The sequence below is a fragment of the Streptococcus parasanguinis genome (assembly GCF_019929185.1).
Classification (GTDB): domain Bacteria; phylum Bacillota; class Bacilli; order Lactobacillales; family Streptococcaceae; genus Streptococcus; species Streptococcus parasanguinis_O.
The window spans coordinates 186,939-203,583 of record NZ_JAHZPC010000004.1 but is presented as its reverse complement, the minus strand read 5'-3'; the positions used below and the strand labels follow the sequence as shown (position 1 = coordinate 203,583).

General features: G+C 41.5%; 15 protein-coding genes, 1 tRNA gene and 1 other RNA gene. 2 read left to right on the top strand and 15 right to left on the bottom strand.

The features are described 5' to 3' along the window. Nucleotides 1–78: 78 nt before the first annotated feature. The 14 genes from K1I56_RS04545 to dnaG all read right to left on the bottom strand — a co-directional run bounded on the left by K1I56_RS04545 (nt 79) and on the right by dnaG (nt 14,456). Nucleotides 79–906, bottom strand: coding sequence for an amino acid ABC transporter substrate-binding protein (locus K1I56_RS04545; protein WP_023917745.1), 828 nt, complete (start codon nt 904–906; stop codon nt 79–81). Nucleotides 907–915: 9 nt separating this feature from the next. After that, entirely contained in the window at nt 916–1,545 is a 630-nt protein-coding gene (locus K1I56_RS04540) for an amino acid ABC transporter ATP-binding protein (RefSeq protein ID WP_023917743.1), read from the bottom strand. 12 nt (nt 1,546–1,557) lie between these two features. Continuing rightward, on the bottom strand, nt 1,558–2,199 hold the full coding sequence (locus K1I56_RS04535) for an amino acid ABC transporter permease (protein ID WP_023917742.1): 642 nt from the start codon (nt 2,197–2,199) through the stop codon (nt 1,558–1,560). A 98-nt stretch (nt 2,200–2,297) separates the two neighbouring features. Continuing rightward, complete coding sequence (gene lepB / locus K1I56_RS04530; RefSeq protein WP_003006560.1) at nt 2,298–2,858, bottom strand: signal peptidase I; 561 nt, start codon at nt 2,856–2,858, stop codon at nt 2,298–2,300. A gap of 165 nt (nt 2,859–3,023) precedes the next feature. Further along, a complete protein-coding gene (gene pyk, locus K1I56_RS04525) occupies nt 3,024–4,529 on the bottom strand; it encodes a pyruvate kinase (protein ID WP_013903352.1) in 1,506 nt (501 codons plus the stop codon). A 69-nt stretch (nt 4,530–4,598) separates the two neighbouring features. After that, the gene (pfkA, locus tag K1I56_RS04520; protein ID WP_021152956.1) at nt 4,599–5,612 is read right to left on the bottom strand and encodes a 6-phosphofructokinase; all 1,014 of its coding nucleotides are present in this window, start codon (nt 5,610–5,612) and stop codon (nt 4,599–4,601) included. An 84-nt stretch (nt 5,613–5,696) separates the two neighbouring features. Continuing rightward, a complete protein-coding gene (locus K1I56_RS04515; protein WP_023917739.1) occupies nt 5,697–8,798 on the bottom strand; it encodes a DNA polymerase III subunit alpha in 3,102 nt (1,033 codons plus the stop codon). An 83-nt stretch (nt 8,799–8,881) separates the two neighbouring features. Then, a tRNA-Ser gene (locus K1I56_RS04510) sits at nt 8,882–8,969 on the bottom strand. 10 nt (nt 8,970–8,979) lie between these two features. Beyond that, nucleotides 8,980–9,328: a transfer-messenger RNA gene (gene ssrA, locus K1I56_RS04505) on the bottom strand. A gap of 103 nt (nt 9,329–9,431) precedes the next feature. After that, nucleotides 9,432–10,226, bottom strand: a complete 795-nt coding sequence (locus K1I56_RS04500) for a hypothetical protein (protein WP_070586565.1) — start codon at nt 10,224–10,226, stop codon at nt 9,432–9,434. Nucleotides 10,227–10,235: 9 nt separating this feature from the next. Next, on the bottom strand, nt 10,236–10,943 hold the full coding sequence (locus K1I56_RS04495; protein ID WP_021152925.1) for an ABC transporter ATP-binding protein: 708 nt from the start codon (nt 10,941–10,943) through the stop codon (nt 10,236–10,238). A 171-nt stretch (nt 10,944–11,114) separates the two neighbouring features. Next, entirely contained in the window at nt 11,115–11,444 is a 330-nt protein-coding gene (locus K1I56_RS04490; RefSeq protein WP_004220168.1) for a metal-sulfur cluster assembly factor, read from the bottom strand. A 121-nt stretch (nt 11,445–11,565) separates the two neighbouring features. Next, nucleotides 11,566–12,675, bottom strand: coding sequence for an RNA polymerase sigma factor RpoD (rpoD, locus tag K1I56_RS04485; RefSeq protein WP_003003251.1), 1,110 nt, complete (start codon nt 12,673–12,675; stop codon nt 11,566–11,568). 2 nt (nt 12,676–12,677) lie between these two features. Next, the gene (gene dnaG, locus K1I56_RS04480) at nt 12,678–14,456 is read right to left on the bottom strand and encodes a DNA primase (protein ID WP_223325372.1); all 1,779 of its coding nucleotides are present in this window, start codon (nt 14,454–14,456) and stop codon (nt 12,678–12,680) included. A gap of 215 nt (nt 14,457–14,671) precedes the next feature. Here dnaG and mscL point away from each other — a divergent pair, with 215 nt between their 5' ends. Beyond that, nucleotides 14,672–15,052, top strand: coding sequence for a large conductance mechanosensitive channel protein MscL (gene mscL, locus K1I56_RS04475; protein WP_118397097.1), 381 nt, complete (start codon nt 14,672–14,674; stop codon nt 15,050–15,052). A 101-nt stretch (nt 15,053–15,153) separates the two neighbouring features. Here mscL and rpsU read toward each other — a convergent pair whose 3' ends face one another. Then, a complete protein-coding gene (rpsU, locus tag K1I56_RS04470) occupies nt 15,154–15,330 on the bottom strand; it encodes a 30S ribosomal protein S21 (protein WP_000048054.1) in 177 nt (58 codons plus the stop codon). Between the two features lie 178 nt (nt 15,331–15,508). On the opposite strand from rpsU, the gene K1I56_RS04465 reads away from it, so the two are divergent. Beyond that, complete coding sequence (locus K1I56_RS04465) at nt 15,509–16,477, top strand: NAD(P)/FAD-dependent oxidoreductase (RefSeq protein WP_118397094.1); 969 nt, start codon at nt 15,509–15,511, stop codon at nt 16,475–16,477. Nucleotides 16,478–16,645: the final 168 nt, after the last annotated feature.

Here is a 16,645-nt window from a genome sequence, read left to right as displayed (position 1 = left end):
AGCCCTACTCAACTGTGCGGAGGTGGGACGACGAAATCGAATTCTAACGAATTACCGATTTCTGTCCCACTCTCTTTATTACTTGATATCGTCTGTTGCTACATCCGTTCCGAACCACTTCTTAGAGATCTTTTGGAACTGGCCCTTTTGATAAAGTTTTACGAATGCTTCATCAATTTTTTTCTTCAAAGTTTTATCCGCCTTGCGCACCCCTACCGCAAAGGATTCTGTCTCAAAACCGACAGGAAAGACATTGTAGTCTTTTAAAATTCCTTCCGTTTGCAGATAATAGTTGGCATAGACACGGTCGATTAAGAGGCCATCGATCCGATCATTCTGAAGATCGATCAGCGCCTCGTTGAAACTCTGGTATTGGGTAGCCTTTTGATTTTTAACCTTATTTTTTAAGATTTTAGGATTGGCTTCAAAATCCATATAGCCAGACGATCCGGTCTGGGCACCTAATCGTTTCTCTTTCATCCCATCGACTGATTGGATCCCAGAGGCTTTCTTAGTGACCAAGACTTGTTCATTTTTCATATAGGGCTTGGTAAAAGCAACACTTTCCCGACGTTCATCTGTTGCCGAATAGCCATTCCAGATGGCATCAATGGTCCCATTTTTCAGTTCCGTTTCTTTCATATCCCAATCAATGGGTTGCCAGTTGACATGAATCCCATAAGATTCAAAGACTTGATTGGCCAAATCAATGTCAAAACCAGCGTAGCTCCCATCTTTTTGCTCAAAGCCCATGGGAACGAAAGTATTATCAAAACCAATCGTGATGGACTGCTCTTTTTGGTATTTTTGCCAGTTGTCCACTTTAGGATCACTGACTGTCTGTCCACAGGCAGTCAGAAGAGCGAGACTAAGGACACCTATCAGCCATGGTATTACTCGTTTCATAGTCTCCTCCTATTTAGGCTCAACCTTGAGAAGAACATCCGCAATTGCTTCTGCAAACGGAATATCATGGGTAACAACGATCTGAGTCACCCCCAGTTCACGGTTTTGCAAGATTAACTTCTCAACTTCTAATCGCAATTCTGGATCCAAGGCCGAAGTCGGCTCATCATAGCCAATAATTTCTGGATCGATCATCATAGCACGAGCCAATGCCACCCGTTGCTTCTGACCACCAGATAGAGAGAAGGGATAAGCATCCGCATGTTGTTCGAGTCCTAGACGCTCCAGTAAGCTCATGGCTTTTTTACTCGCTTCTTCCTTAGTCACATTCATGGTCTTAACAGGAGACAAGATAAGGTTTTCCAAGACCGATAAATGTGGAAACAATTGAAAATCTTGAAAGACAAAACCGAGAAGATTTCGTTTTTCTAAGGCATCCAGAGGCAAGTTTTCACCATTGTAAATGATCTGACCAGAATCAATGGTTTCAAGACCAGCTAGCATGCGAAGCAAGGTGGTTTTTCCTCCCCCAGAAGGACCAACAATGGCGACGATTTGTTTTTCAGGAACGAGAAGATTGAAATCTGATAAGATCTGCTTATCCCCAAACCGTTTCGAAATTTGTTTTAATTCTAACATATGCTTCTCCTCCTATTTATAATATGAAAAGTTCTTTTCAACTCGCTTAGCAATGATGGTCACGATCCCAATGAGGATTAAATAAATAGCTCCCGCCAAAAACATAGGCGCTAGACTGGCATCACGATTGGCTGCCGTCCGACTAGCCAGGATCAAATCACTAATTCCCAGAGCATAGACCAAGGAGGTGTCTTTAATCAAGGACATGACTTCATTGAAGACACTTGGAAGAACGATCTTCACCACCTGAGGCAAAATGATATAGCGAATTGTTTGCCATGAACTCAATTTCAAGACCTTGGCCGCCTCATACTGACCTGTCGGAATGGCGACAATTCCTCCACGGAAGATTTCCGCAAAATAGGCTGCATAATTGAGAGTGAAGGCTGTGATAGCTGCAGGCAAGCGATCAATCCGAATCCCAATACTTGGAAGGACGTAATAAATAAAGATCAACTGAAGCAAAAGAGGAGTTCCTCGCATGATCCAGATATAAATCGTTAGGAGTCCATGCAGGATCTTTGAGCGCAACTGAAGCAAAAAAGCAACAACGATTCCTAGCGGAATCGATAAAATCAATACGAAAGCAAACACTTGCAAGGTGAGGCTTGCTCCCTTTAACAAACTTGGTAAAATTTCCAAAGCATACTGCATAGCATTCTCCTCCTAAAAAATTATTTAATGAACATCTTACCACAAAAATGGAAAAAAACTAGTTCATTTTGATATTTATAAAAAAAATAGCCTTTCGGCTATTCTTCTACTTTTATAAATCCAAATTTATTGAGAGGATAGAGACGCAGATTCACGACTCCTTCGATCTGATTTTTATGGATATAACCAAACTCACGGCTATCTTCTGTATCCCCACGGTTATCATTTAAGACTAGATAAGTATCCGATGGTACACGACCAGCCTTGGTCCCTTTTAACTCTGATAAAAAGAAATCATCCGTATAATACCCATTACTCGTTGGAGCAGCTAGGTGTTTATTCAGCATTTTATTCAGGTAAGGTTCTGGTGTTGCCTGTCCATTCAAATAGAGGACGTCATCTACGTAGCTGACTTCGTCGTTTTCTTTGGCAATGACACGTCCAAGGTATTCTTTTCCACCGACCTTATATAAGACCAAATCACTGCGATCTACCTGAGCGTTTCTAGTTGCTACCACAAGATCTCCAGTTTTCACAGAAGCATTGGCCATTTTATCATTGATACTAAATGGATGAAATACAAAGATTCGAAGCAAAATCAGTGCCAAAACCAGTACACCGACAATTATGACATTTCTAATTAAATCTCTCCTTGGCATGTATGTCTCCCTTCCTTTTTATTTATTATACCATGTTTTTGATCTTTAAAAAAGAGAAAGTAAGCATTAGTGAGAATTCTTATCAACACACACCAGAAGAAAAAGAAAAACCTCGCGGTCAATCCTTTCGGACCAACCAGCAAGGCTTTTAGATATAATTGTCTATTAACGTACTGTACGGATACGCATTGTGTTTGTACGAACAGCTTCTCCAACTGGTACACCAGCAACGATAACGATATCATCACCAGATTTAACAAGACCAGCTTCAACTGCTTTACGTTCAGCAATTTCGAACATATCATCAGTTGATGAAGGAGCATCTGTCAACATTGGGATAACACCCCAGTTCAACATCAATCCACGTTCTGTCAATTCGTCAAATGTCAATGCCAAGATATCAGCATCTGGACGGTATTTAGAGATCAAACGTGCAGTGTGACCTGTCTTAGTCAAGGTTACAACCAATTTGATATCCATTGAGTTTGTAGCATCTTTAACAGCTGAAGCCATAACTTCTGTCTTAGAGTTACGTTCGAATGAAGCTGGGTTCAAACGACCATATTCTTTCAAAAGTGTTTGAGCGTTCATGTCGATTTTCGCCATTGTAGCTACAGATTCAAGTGGGTATTTACCGTTTGCAGACTCACCTGAAAGCATTGTAGCATCAGTACCATCGATAACAGCGTTGAAGACGTCAGATACTTCAGAACGTGTAGCACGTGGTTTTTCAGTCATTGTTTCAAGCATGTTTGTTGCAGTGATAACAACTTTACCAGCAGCATTTACTTTAGAAGTAATCATTTTTTGGTAAACTGGAACCATTTCGAATGGTACTTCGATACCCATGTCACCACGAGCGATCATGATACCATCAGTAACTTCGATGATTTCATCCAAGTTTTCGATACCTTGTTGGTTTTCGATTTTCGCAAACAATTGAACGTGGCTGTTACCAGTTTCTTCACAGATAGCACGAACTTCTTGAACGTCTTTTGCAGTACGTACGAATGAGATCGCGATGAAGTTGATACCTTGTTCCAAACCGAAACGGATATCGTCGTTATCACGTTCAGCAAGTGCTGGGAAAGGAATCTTAGTGTTAGGGATGTTTACACCTTTTTGTTTAGCGATGATACCATCGTTTTCAACTTCAACAACAAATTCACGTTTTGCAGCGTCTTTTTCTACAACGCGAAGACCCAATTTACCATCATCAACCAATACTTGGTGTCCAACTTCAACGTCATCAAAGATGTCAAGCGCACCAGCAACGTTCAAAGCAATCACTTCACGAGTTGATTTAATACCTTGTTTTGTAGCAACGCGGATACGTTCACCAGTCTTGTATGAATATTCTTTAGCTTCGCCTTCGAACAATTCAGTACGGATTTCAGGACCTTTTGTATCAAGAAGGTAACCAACTTTTTTACCAGCGATTTCTTCTGCACGTTTAACAGTCGCCATACGTTCACCTTGTTCTTGGTGGTCACCGTGTGAGAAGTTGAAACGGAAAGTGTTCGCACCAGCTTCGATCAATTTAGCAATGTTTTGTGCTGAAGCTTCAACGTCAAGTTTTTCAGCCCAGTATCCATCTTCACCGAATTTTTTACCGCCACGGATTTCTACCGCAGGACCTAAAGTTGCAACGATTTTTACACGTTTGTTCATGATATATATGACTCCTTTTTAAATATATCTGTCTTTTTAAGACAAGGTTAACGAATTTATGAAATAAAATTAGATTGAAGACAAGCTACGGTTCAACTCGGCAAGACCAAGATCAGCTTTATGTGGATTGTTTACCACAATCTTACCATCTTCTGTCAAGCTAAAGAGGGCTCCTTCTTCTGCTTTACCAAGGATTGGGTTTTCCACCATTTTTTCATTACGGATACCAACGGCTACACCACCGATTCCTTGTTTCAACAATTTAACTGCATGTGCTCCCATACGTGAAGCAAGAACACGGTCACGCGCAGTAGGTGAACCACCACGTTGGATGTGGCCAAGCTCAGTCACACGAAGGTCACTTTCATCACCAGCTTCTTTCAACGCTTTACCAAATTCATCTGCAGACATCACGCCTTCAGCCAAGATGATGATGTTGTGGGTACGACCTTTTGCGTAACCTTCTTTGATGCTCTCAACAACATCTTCGATCTTGAATCCTTCTTCAGGGATGATGATTTCATCTGCACCAGATGCAATCCCTGCCCAAAGAGCGATATCTCCAGCGTTACGTCCCATAACTTCAATTACGAAAGTACGGTGGTGACTAGATGAAGTATCACGGATCTTATCGATCGCGTCCATTGCAGTTGTGACTGCCGTATCAAAACCAATTGTAAAGTCAGTTCCGACGATATCGTTGTCGATCGTACCAGGAAGACCAACAGCTGGGAATCCAAGCTCAGTCAAGCGCATCGCACCATGGTAAGAACCATCTCCACCAATAACGACAACACCTTCGATCCCGTGTTTCTTCAATTGCTCGATCCCTTTTAATTGACCTTCGCGTTGAGCGAATTCAGGGTAACGAGCTGAATGAAGGAAGGTACCACCACGGGAGATAATATCTCCAACAGATGAGGCGTCAAGAGGCTGAATTTTACCAGCAACCATTCCCGCATATCCATCATAGATACCGAAAACTTCCATTCCTTCTGAAATTGCTTGACGAACAACTGCACGGATGGCAGCGTTCATACCAGGGGCATCTCCACCACTAGTTAAAACAGCAATACGTTTCATTTCGTTGTTTGCTCCTTTTTTTCTTTTACATTCTACGTAATTATAACACAAAGAAGACTAAAATTCTCGTATTTTTCGCAGTTTTTACCGATAAATCGTTTTCATAACGAGATTCTTTAATTCATCTTCCAATTCTTTGTTTTTCTGGACTGTATAGCCCTTCAATTGTAGAGTTTTTTTCTCGTCTTCATAGCGTAATATCACAGGATATGGGCCCGGATATTTTTTCAAGATAGAAAGAATTGTTTTATCCTGACGATGATCGAGCAACTGGATCCAGAACTTTTCATTGGTCGCTAGTTGTGCCTCTGCTAGAATCATCTGCAAGCGCCCATCACGCTCTTGTATCTTCCCTGTCAAGTAATAAAAGCCACCTTCTTTTATCAAGGAGGAAAATCGATTGTAGGTTTCAGGGAAAAGGGTCACATCCAATTTTTTCTTGGTATCACTGACTTGTAAGAAAGCCATGAGATCACCTGACTTGGTTCGAATGGTTCGAATGCTTTGTACCTCAATGAGAATGCGTACCTGCTCTCCTTGTATGATTTGAGAAATTGGTTGGATCTCGTAGGGACTCGTTTGCCCAATCGCAACCAATGGGTGAGTACTGAGCCCGACACCAATAATGGCCTCTTCCTTCTCATATTTTTCAGCTTGGCTAAAGTCTTCTGCTTCTGTCCAGGAATAGTTAGAATCTGCAAATAAACTACCTAGCTCATCGGCAAAGACAAACAAATTCGGCAAATTGTGAAGCACCTTGCGCCTATTTTTTTCAAAAATATCAAACAATCCAAGCTCCACTAAAGGTGTTAACAGAGGTAATTTATGATACTGATTGGGGAGGCGTAAAATAAAATCTTCGACACTTTCAAAGGGACGATTATCAATGATCCAATACGCGAAATCTCTTGGGAGTCCCTTGATATTTTTCATTCCCAAGTAGATTTTTCGATCCTGGAACTTATCTCTGTAAGGGATGGTGTTGATGGATAATGGCGCGACTTTAAAATCAAACTGGAGAGCATCTGTCAGATAATCGCTGCTCGAATAATTGAGCATAACATCAAAGAAAACATCTGGATAATGGACCTTGAAATAGGCCATCTGAAAGGCCAAGGCAGAATAGGCGTAGGCATGGGAACGGTTAAACCCATAGCCTGCGAATTTTTCCATGATTGCAAAGACCTCTTTAGCTTTTTCTTCCGTATGCCCAAGTTTAAGAGCACCTGCGACAAAATCGTCTTCCATCTGATGCATTTCAGCTGCATTTTTTTTGCCCATAGCCCGACGTAAAATATCGGCTTTCCCTAGACTAAAGCCTGCAAAACGCTGGGCAACCTGCATGACCTGCTCTTGGTAGAGCATGATCCCATAAGTGGGCCTTAAGATTTCTTCAATAGCTGGATCTAAAATCTCAACTTTTTCTTGGCCGTGCTTTCTTTTGACGAAATTATCAATGTAATCACTAGCCCCTGGACGATTGAGAGAGGTGGTCGCTACCACTTCTTCGAAATGATTGGGTCTCACACGTCTCAAGAGGCGAATGGCTCCAGCCTGTTCAAATTGGAAAATCCCCTTGGTATCCCCAGCAGCAAACAAGGCCAAGGTTTCTGGATCTTCTAAATCAATGGCTTCAATCACGATCTCTTCTTGGTACTTTTCATAGACGGCTTCCTTCATTTTCTGAACAAAGGTTAAATTTCGCAGACCCAAAAAGTCCATCTTCAACAGACCATTGGCTTCAACCGCATGGGCATCATACTGGGTGACAAACATGTCTTCTCCATACTTGAGAGGAATGTGATCCGTCAAATCCTGGTCACTCATCACAACCCCAGCCGCATGGATAGAGGTCTGCCTTGGTTGGCCTTCTATTCTTTTGGCAATTTCAAAGCCACGCTCAAATTCTGCTCGGCTATGAATCACTTGTCGAAAAGCTAGATTCTGTTCATAAGCTGTCGTCAGTGTATCCCTAAAGCCAATCCGCTTGGTAATGGAGGTCAATTCGTACTCTGGTACCCCAAAACGTTTAAAGACATCTCGAATGGCTTGTTTGGCCCCAAAGGTTGAAAAGGTCACGATCTGAGCTGCATGGTAACTCCCGTAACGGTCTCGCACATAGCGGATAAATTCTGGACGATAGATATCAGGAATATCAATATCAATATCCGGCATGGTGTAGCGCTCCACATTTAAAAAGCGCTCAAAGAGGAGGTTCTTCTCCACAGGGTCAATCCCTGTAATTCCTAATGCATAGGCTACCAGTGAGCCTACAGCAGACCCACGTCCCATTCCCATATAATAGCCTTGACTCCGTCCGAAACGAAGAAGGTCCCAGACAATCAAGAAATAGTCATCAAAGCCCATTTGGTGAATAATGTCTAATTCATGCTCCAGACGTTCTTGATAGACCGGACTAGTCAAGTTCTTTCGAAGGAGACCCGCTTGAGCTAATTCTCTGAGTTCCTCAACAGCTGGTTTCTGAGGATTGAAGCGAGGCAATTTCAACTGGGTATCAATGTCATATTGAATCCCTTGAACAAGGTTTTCCAGATTTGTGATGGCTTGAGGAAATCGCTCTGCAAAATCATTCTTTAAATCCTGAGGAGTTTTTAGGACTGTTGTCTGATCAATTGGCCCTGTTTCCGTCAAGCTTTGATTGTCCTTGATGGCTGCCAGCATCTGCATGGCTTCCACATCTCCCGCCTCAAAAAATCGAACGGTATGAAGAGGGAGCACAGGGTGGCTAAACTCTTGAACCGGCGTATCCGCAAAAACTCCGATGAAGTAATCTAGACCAAACGGCAAGTCTCCACTAGCAAAAGGCGCTGGGACAATAACTGCTACTCCTTCTGTTAGGTGCTTCACATCCTCCCAATTGCTCTTCCCCATCATTTTGACGGTCGACATCTTCATCAGATTCTGGTAGCCCTTCGTTGACAGGGCCATCATCCGAAACGGAATTGTTTCATTGTCTACTTCTAGTCCAACTTCTAATCCGACCAAGGGGCTGAGATTGTGGGCCTGACAGGCTTCGATAAATTCATAAGCACCATACAAATTATCTACATCCATGATTCCCAATGCGTCATACCCCATGCTTTTAGCCACGTGGACATAGTCTTTTATGGTCACAAGGCTTTCCATAAAAGTATAGACTGATTTGGTATCTAGCTGTGCAATCACTTTGTCTCCTCCCTCACTTGTCTATTTTTGGGACTCTTTTTTGTACAAAAAAACACCACTGCTACACAATGATGTCTCAACAACGGAAGACATGGGATTCGAACCCACGCACGCTTTTACACGCCTACCGCGTTTCCAACACGGCCTCTTAAGCCTCTTGAGTAATCTTCCATGAATAAAAATATGGAGCCGGTGGGAGTCGAACCCACGTCCAAACACCTGCCAGCATATTTGTCTACAACCATAGGTTATGTCTTAGTTTAACAGCTACATGACACATAACTCAAGCCCTGTACCTGCGAGTCTATCAATCTCTTATCTAACTCCTAGACCAAGCTAGATCGTATCTCGCTATAATTAAGACCTGTCATCAAACACGAGCGATTCGAATCGGGTCACGCCTGCTGGTGTTTAGGCAGCTAAAGCGTAAGAATTATTATTTTTTGCAGTTATATTTAACTGGCGTTTTACATCCGCTAGATGAGTTGCAAAATATGCCTCATAATGCCTGTCGAATCCGTAACGACCCCAAAACGAATACAATTAGTATATCAAAATGTAGCCAAAAATGCAAAAGAAAAAAATTGAACAAGAAGGCTTCCACCGGGAAGCTCCTTGCTCAATTTACTGTTATTATTGAAGATTCAACTTGTACTTGCTGATATAGTGAATCGTGAAGTACATAGAAACAATCTTGATGACTTCATAGATAAGACCTGGGATAAAGTTAGGTCCAAAATCATCAATATTTCCATAAACCAATGCAGACCCGACAGCATATGAATCTTTTAATGGATTAAATGCTGTACCAATGATACTTAAAACAATGCACAAGAGAAAGAAAAACAGAATAGCCTTAAATCCACGACGATTTTGGAAGAGTTGGCCAAGTGCGATCGATACATAAAATAGTAAGATTCCTGAAGCTGTGGTAAAAATCCACCAAACGATAATCCAATAAGCAATAGAATGACTAAAAGCCTCAGCGATAATACTAAATACAGGAGAGAGGTCTTGTCCAATGACAGCACCCATCACAATAATTGTGATAAAACCACTAAAAAATAGAAGGAATAGGCAGTAAAGACTCGCTACTAAAGCTCCCACAAATTTTGACAAAATGATCGCATGGGGGCTAGCTGGAAGAGTCCAGGTCAAGTAACCTTCACGTCCGTATAAGTTGGAATAGAAACGACGGATAATAATATAGTAGTTGCTAAGATAAAGACCAATGACTCCTCCAAAAATGAGAATCCCAAGAGTCCCTGTTATGATTTGCATACTATTGGTTTCCATATCCACAAAACCGTTTGTAGCACTTCCACCAATAACACCTGTAATCACTGACAAACCTAGTGCAATCAGGGTGATCAATAAATACCACTTAGCTGTCGATTTAAATTCATATTTTAATAATTTACCAAACATGGGTTCCTCCTAATAAACACGGAATTGATCACGGAAGATCTCATCGATTGATTTTCCGTGTTGATTGCGCAAAACAGTCGTATTTTCATGCAAGAGGATTCTTCCTTGGTTGATGAAAATCGCTTCATCCAAAACTTGCTCAATATCCGCAATCAAGTGAGTAGAAATCAAGACAGAAGAGTTTGGACGTCGGTTTTGAATAATGGTCCGCAAAATATAATCACGCGCTGCTGGGTCGACCCCACCGATTGGTTCATCAAGGACATACAAGTCAGCTTCACGACTCATCACCAAAATCAATTGTACTTTTTCCTTGTTCCCTTTTGAAAGGCTGTTCAATTTTTGATTTGGATGCAAATGCAAATCGTTGAGCAATTGGTAAGCTCGTTGGACATTAAAATCTGAATAAAAATCTTGGAAATAGCTAATAGCATCACTAATTTTTATATTTTCACTCAGATAAGTCGTATCCGGCAAATAGGAAACAACTTTTTTAGAAGCTGGGGATGGTAATTGACCATGAATATAGATATTTCCAAGGCTTGGTTGCAACAAACCATTAATCAATTTAATGATGGTTGTTTTCCCGCTACCATTAGGCCCCAAAAGGCCAATAATACGGCCAGGTTGGATGTTCAAACTAACATCCATGAGAGCAACTTCATGCCCATAATTCTTTGTCACATGGTCCAAGTAGACCAAAGGATACTGATTCATGTAAATCTCCTTTATTTTCTATTTATGCTATTATACCTTGTCCTCTTGATGATTGCAACTTTATCTGAAAATTTGCTAAGAATTTGTAAATGCTTGTTCAAAAAAAATGGGATAAACAAATCAGAGGTTAGGGGAGCCCCAACCTCTGATTTGTTTTGATACATAGAGTGTTTAACTAATTCCAAGTGCGATCCGTGCATAACGGCTCATCTTTTCAACCGTCCAAGCAGGATACCAGACCAACTTCACATCCACCGATGTCACTTCTTCTACTTCTGCTAAAACATCATGAATCTGATCTGTCAGAAGGTCCGCTAATGGACACCCCATGGTCGTTAAGGTCATATCAATGATGGTTGCTCCAGTTTCACCGTCAAAATGTATCTCGTAGACAAGACCTAAATTGACAATGTCAATCCCAAGCTCAGGATCGATTACCTCTTCCAAAGCATTTAAGATTTTATTTTTAATTTCTTCAATTTGCTCAGTTGTATATGCCATATGACTTCCTTTTTCTGCTATTTACTCTCGATAGAATTTCTGGGCTCGGGTTAAAAAGATCCGCAGGATCTGGCCACTCTTTGGTTTTTAGGTGGCCGTTAAAAATGTCCACTGGACATTTTTAATCCTCTATAAAGTCACGCAATGGTTTGCTTCTGCTTGGGTGGCGAAGTTTGCGGAGGGCTTTGGCTTCGATCTGACGGATCCGTTCACGGGTCACGTTGAAGACTTTCCCCACATCTTCCAAGGTCCGCATTTTTCCATCATCAAGACCAAAACGAAGACGCAAAACATTTTCTTCTCGATCTGTCAAAGTATCGAGGACTTCATCCAATTGTTCGCGTAGTACCACACGAGTAGTGTAGTCTACTGGATTTTCAATCACTTCATCTTCGATGAAATCGCCCAAATGGCTATCGTCTTCTTCCCCGATTGGAGTTTCAAGAGAAACCGGTTCTTGAGCAATCTTCAAGATTTCTCGCACCTTGTCTGGTGTCATATCCATACGTTCAGCAATTTGTTCTGGTGTTGGGTCTTGTCCCAATTCTTGCAAGAGATTGCGTTGCTCACGAACCAACTTGTTAATGGTTTCCACCATGTGAACAGGAATCCGAATGGTACGCGCTTGGTCTGCAATGGCACGAGTGATGGCCTGACGGATCCACCAAGTAGCATAAGTAGAGAACTTGAACCCTTTGGTATAGTCAAACTTATCAACCGCCTTCATCAAGCCCATATTTCCTTCTTGGATCAAATCCAAGAATTGCATCCCACGACCAACGTAACGTTTCGCAATGGATACAACCAAACGAAGGTTGGCTTCTGCTAGACGTTGTTTGGCTTCCAAGTCACCTTGTTCCACCAAGATAGCCAATTCTTGTTCTTCTTCATTGGTCAAAAGAGGAACAACCCCAATTTCTTTCAAGTACATCCGTACCGGGTCATTGACCTTAGCAGAGTTGCTTCCAAGCAATTCCTCATCTGACAACTCTGGCTCTTCTTCATTGTTCAACACACGCGCACTTGGGTTGCCGTCTTTATCAGTGATCGAAATCCCTGCATCTTGAATGCGTTGCAAAAGATCTTCAATCCCATCTGCATCGAGTGTGAATGGAATAACCAATTGGTCATTAATTTCATCATCTGTTGCAGTTCCGCTTTTCTTGTGGCTGCGAATAAATTCTGCAATTTGAACGTCCAATGTTGTAATATCTTTTTGTTCTTTAGCCATTCTTACTCCATTCTTCTTTTTTGAGCGATTAAACGCTCGAGTTCCAATAAAGCTTTTTCCGCATCCCCTATTGAGGAAGCTTCCTTCACTTTATTTCCAATTTGTTGACTTTCTTTGCGAAGAAGCTCACGATTCCGTGTCGCTTCTACTTCTTCTAACTCACCATCTGCTATCTCATCTGGTAAATCTTCTTCTAACATGCGGTACCAGGCGTGCTGGACCCCTTCAGGCTGCTCGGACAAATCCTGAGAGGTGACTTCTCCATTTTGACAGAGCAATTGATACAAGATCTGTAACTCCGGCGTGTCAAAGGCAAAATCAGATCGCAAACGGTAATCATTGAGGACCATTGGAAAATCCTTCATCCTACTTAACAAATGATTTTCCGCCTTGATCAAGCGCGTCATCCCACGATTCGGCAAGAGCTCTACTGAAAGATGCGATGTTTTTGATCGTCCACCACTTTGAGCCTCCTGCCGTTGTTGCAAACGACTATTATTGACAATCTGCTCAATCTGCAAGTAATCAAAGTCCGGCAATAAATCGGCCAACTTATAAATATAAGTGTTTTGCGCTGTAATAGAGCGCGTCTGGGCGATCATCGGTGCCAGCTTTTCGACAAACTCAATTTGTGCTTGCAAGTTTTCAATATACTGGGGTTTCCAGTAGTGCATCAAGAATTCAACCTTACTGATCCGAGAATTCTTCAAGAGGGTAGCTAGATCTTCTGGGGACGTCTTTTTGAGGTACTCATCAGGGTCCATCTGATCTGGGATACGGACGATCTCCAACTCCAGATCCTGCAAGACATCCAAGACCTTAGCTGTTGCTTCAAGCCCTGCCTTATCTCCATCATAGGTCAAGATGACCTTTTTAGTAAAATGAGACAGGTGCTGGACATGCTCTGGTGTCAAGGCTGTCCCCATAGAGGCGACTGCATTTTCAATCCCAGCTCGATAAGCCGCAATGACATCCATAAAGCCTTCCATGATATACATTTCATGTTGCTTTTTGGCGCTCGTCTTGGCTTGATCCAAATGATAGAGTTCATAACTTTTATTAAATAGACGGGTACTACGACTATTCTTGTACTTGGCTTGATGACTACCATCCTCCGTCATTTTCCACAGCCTACCAGAAAAAGCAATGACACGTCCACTATCATCCGTCAAAGGAAACATAATCCGATCCTGAAAGGCATCAAAAACTGTTCCAGCATCTGAGATTGTGAATAACCCCGAATCGGTAATCACTTTCTCAGAGAACTTCTCAGAGAGATTTCGATAGAGATAATTTCCTTCTGCTGGTGCTAAGCCCAATTGAAAATGTCGGATGACCTCATCCGTCAGTCCACGTTCATGCAGATAATTTCGCGCTTCTTCTCCCATCTTTGTCGTCATCAGAATCGCCTGGTAGAACTTACTGGCTTCCTGATGAATCTCATAAAGTTCTTGGTTGGGATTGATAGACGTTGGTTGAGCCGGCCTTGCTTGGTACTGAAGCGCAATACCCGCTTTTTCTGCTACGATCTGAACCGCATCCATAAAGGCAACTCCACGGTAGTCCTCAATAAACTTAAAGACATCTCCCGAGCGACCACATCCGAAACAATGGTAAAACTGCTTGTCTTCAACGACATTAAAAGAAGGAGTCTTTTCACCATGAAAAGGACAGAGGCCCAAAAAGTTACGGCCAGCCTTGGTCAAAGAAACAACTTCTCCAATAACTTCAACAATGTTTACACTGTTTTTAATTTCTGCAATCAGCTCTTTATCAACCATAAACAGTGCCTCCATTTTACCATAGATTATCACTTTATATTTTATACTAAAAGTTAGTAAAAGTAAATTTTTTCCTACCGATTTCACACAGAAAAGAAAAGATTTTCAACCTTTATCACTAATTTTAAAAAAAAGAGGCATATTCCTTGTCAGTCGAATATTTTTCCGTTATACTATCATAGTAAAAAATTATTATGAAAGGACATATTTAGGATATGTTAAAAGAATTGAAAGCTTTCCTCCTTCGTGGAAACGTTGTTGACCTTGCTGTTGCTGTGATTATCGGGGCTGCATTTGGAGCTATCGTTACTTCATTTGTAAACGACATCATAACACCGCTTATTTTGAACCCAGCTTTGAAAGCTGCTGGTGTTGAAAAGATTGCTGAATTGACATGGAACGGTGTTGCATACGGTAGCTTCTTGAGCGCAGTAATCAACTTCATCGTCATTGGAACTGTTCTCTTCTTTATCGTTAAAGCTGCAGAAAAAGCACAAAACCTTGGTAAAAAAGAAGAAGCTGTCGAAGAAGAAGCTCCAGCTCCTACTCAAGAAGAGTTGCTTACTGAAATCCGCGACTTGCTTGCAAACAAATAATCAGATAAAAAGATCCGATCTTCTAGCTGGAAGGTCGGTTTTTTTGTCTTTGATGGATGAGAAAAAACAAAAAACAGACCGAAGTCTGTTTCTGTATTCAATTAGAATTTTTTACGTTTACGAGCTGCTTCTGATTTACGTTTACGTTTTACAGAAGGTTTTTCATAGAATTCACGTTTGCGTGTTTCTTGAAGAGTACCAGCTTTAGTAACCGCACGTTTGAAACGACGAAGAGCATCGTCAAGAGATTCATTCTTACGTACTACTGTTTTTGACATATTTTTCACTCCCTTCAAGCCTAAAATCTTAATCATTTTATCATACTTTAAAGGTGCTGTCAAGATCTTTTAAAACTTTTCTAGCCTTCCTAACCTTCATGCTATTTCTTTTTCCGACTTTTTCATTCTTCCTATTTTATGATACAATGGAAGCAAAGAAAACCCTGAAGGAGATACCATGTCAGAAATTTATGATATTACGATTGTTGGGGGCGGACCAGTTGGTCTGTTTGCTGCTTTTTATGGCAATATGCGCCAAGTTAAAGTCAAACTGATTGATTCCTTACCTCAACTTGGAGGACAACCAGCCATTCTCTATCCAGAAAAAAGTATCCTCGATGTACCCGGATTTACCAATTTAACAGGTGAAGAATTGAGCAACCGCTTGATCGAGCAAGTCAAACGATTCGATACACCGATCTTCCTCAATGAAACTGTAGAGGATATTCAAAAAGAGGGTGACCTCTTCACGATCACTACTTCTCGCCAGGTGCATCAGTCTAAAGCCGTCATCATTGCCATGGGTGGCGGTGCCTTTAAGCCACGCGCCCTTGACATTGAGGGAGCTGAAGACTTTGATAACGTCCACTACCATGTTTCAAACATCCAACAATATGAAGGACAACAGGTGACCGTCCTTGGTGGTGGGGACTCTGCTGTGGACTGGGCTCTTGCTTTTGATATGATTGCTCCAACTACAATCGTTCACCGTCGGGACAACTTCCGTGCCCTAGAACACAGTGTAGAAGAACTCAAGCAATCTTCTGTCAGCATCAAAACACCATTTGTTCCTAGCCGCTTGATTGGCGAAAATGGTCATGCCACTCATCTTGAAATCACAAAAGTTAAAGCCGATGAAACCGAACTCATCCCGATTGATCACTTATTTGTCAACTATGGCTTTAAATCTTCAATCGGAAACTTGAAAGAATGGGGTGTAGAATTGCAACGCCATAAAATCAAGGTGAATCAGAAACAAGAAACCAGCCTTCCTGGAATTTATGCCTGTGGAGACTGCTGCTTCTACGAAGGAAAGATTGATCTCATCGCTACAGGTCTGGGGGAAGCTCCAACAGCCGTAAACAATGCCATCAACTACATCTATCCAGATAAGAAAGTCCAACCAACGCACTCAACTAGTTTATAATAAAAAAGGCCTTTGGCCTTTTTTAAATTGAAGTCAAACTATTTTAAGTTAATCGATTCTGCAAAGAAGTAAAAATGAGTTCCTATTTTTAGTATGAATCAAGAAAATACAAAACTTTCCGCTGTGAGAAAAGTGCCTGAAACATTACGTTTCAGGCACTCGGGAGTT

Coding starts and splice junctions, on each gene's coding strand:
- K1I56_RS04545 (WP_023917745.1), bottom strand. CDS start 906: ATGAAACGAGTAATACCATGGCTGATAGGTGTCCTTAGTCTCGCTCTT.
- K1I56_RS04540 (WP_023917743.1), bottom strand. CDS start 1,545: ATGTTAGAATTAAAACAAATTTCGAAACGGTTTGGGGATAAGCAGATC.
- K1I56_RS04535 (WP_023917742.1), bottom strand. CDS start 2,199: ATGCAGTATGCTTTGGAAATTTTACCAAGTTTGTTAAAGGGAGCAAGC.
- lepB (WP_003006560.1), bottom strand. CDS start 2,858: ATGCCAAGGAGAGATTTAATTAGAAATGTCATAATTGTCGGTGTACTG.
- pyk (WP_013903352.1), bottom strand. CDS start 4,529: ATGAACAAACGTGTAAAAATCGTTGCAACTTTAGGTCCTGCGGTAGAA.
- pfkA (WP_021152956.1), bottom strand. CDS start 5,612: ATGAAACGTATTGCTGTTTTAACTAGTGGTGGAGATGCCCCTGGTATG.
- K1I56_RS04500 (WP_070586565.1), bottom strand. CDS start 10,226: ATGTTTGGTAAATTATTAAAATATGAATTTAAATCGACAGCTAAGTGG.
- K1I56_RS04495 (WP_021152925.1), bottom strand. CDS start 10,943: ATGAATCAGTATCCTTTGGTCTACTTGGACCATGTGACAAAGAATTAT.
- K1I56_RS04490 (WP_004220168.1), bottom strand. CDS start 11,444: ATGGCATATACAACTGAGCAAATTGAAGAAATTAAAAATAAAATCTTA.
- rpoD (WP_003003251.1), bottom strand. CDS start 12,675: ATGGCTAAAGAACAAAAAGATATTACAACATTGGACGTTCAAATTGCA.
- dnaG (WP_223325372.1), bottom strand. CDS start 14,456: ATGGTTGATAAAGAGCTGATTGCAGAAATTAAAAACAGTGTAAACATT.
- mscL (WP_118397097.1), top strand. CDS start 14,672: ATGTTAAAAGAATTGAAAGCTTTCCTCCTTCGTGGAAACGTTGTTGAC.
- rpsU (WP_000048054.1), bottom strand. CDS start 15,330: ATGTCAAAAACAGTAGTACGTAAGAATGAATCTCTTGACGATGCTCTT.
- K1I56_RS04465 (WP_118397094.1), top strand. CDS start 15,509: ATGTCAGAAATTTATGATATTACGATTGTTGGGGGCGGACCAGTTGGT.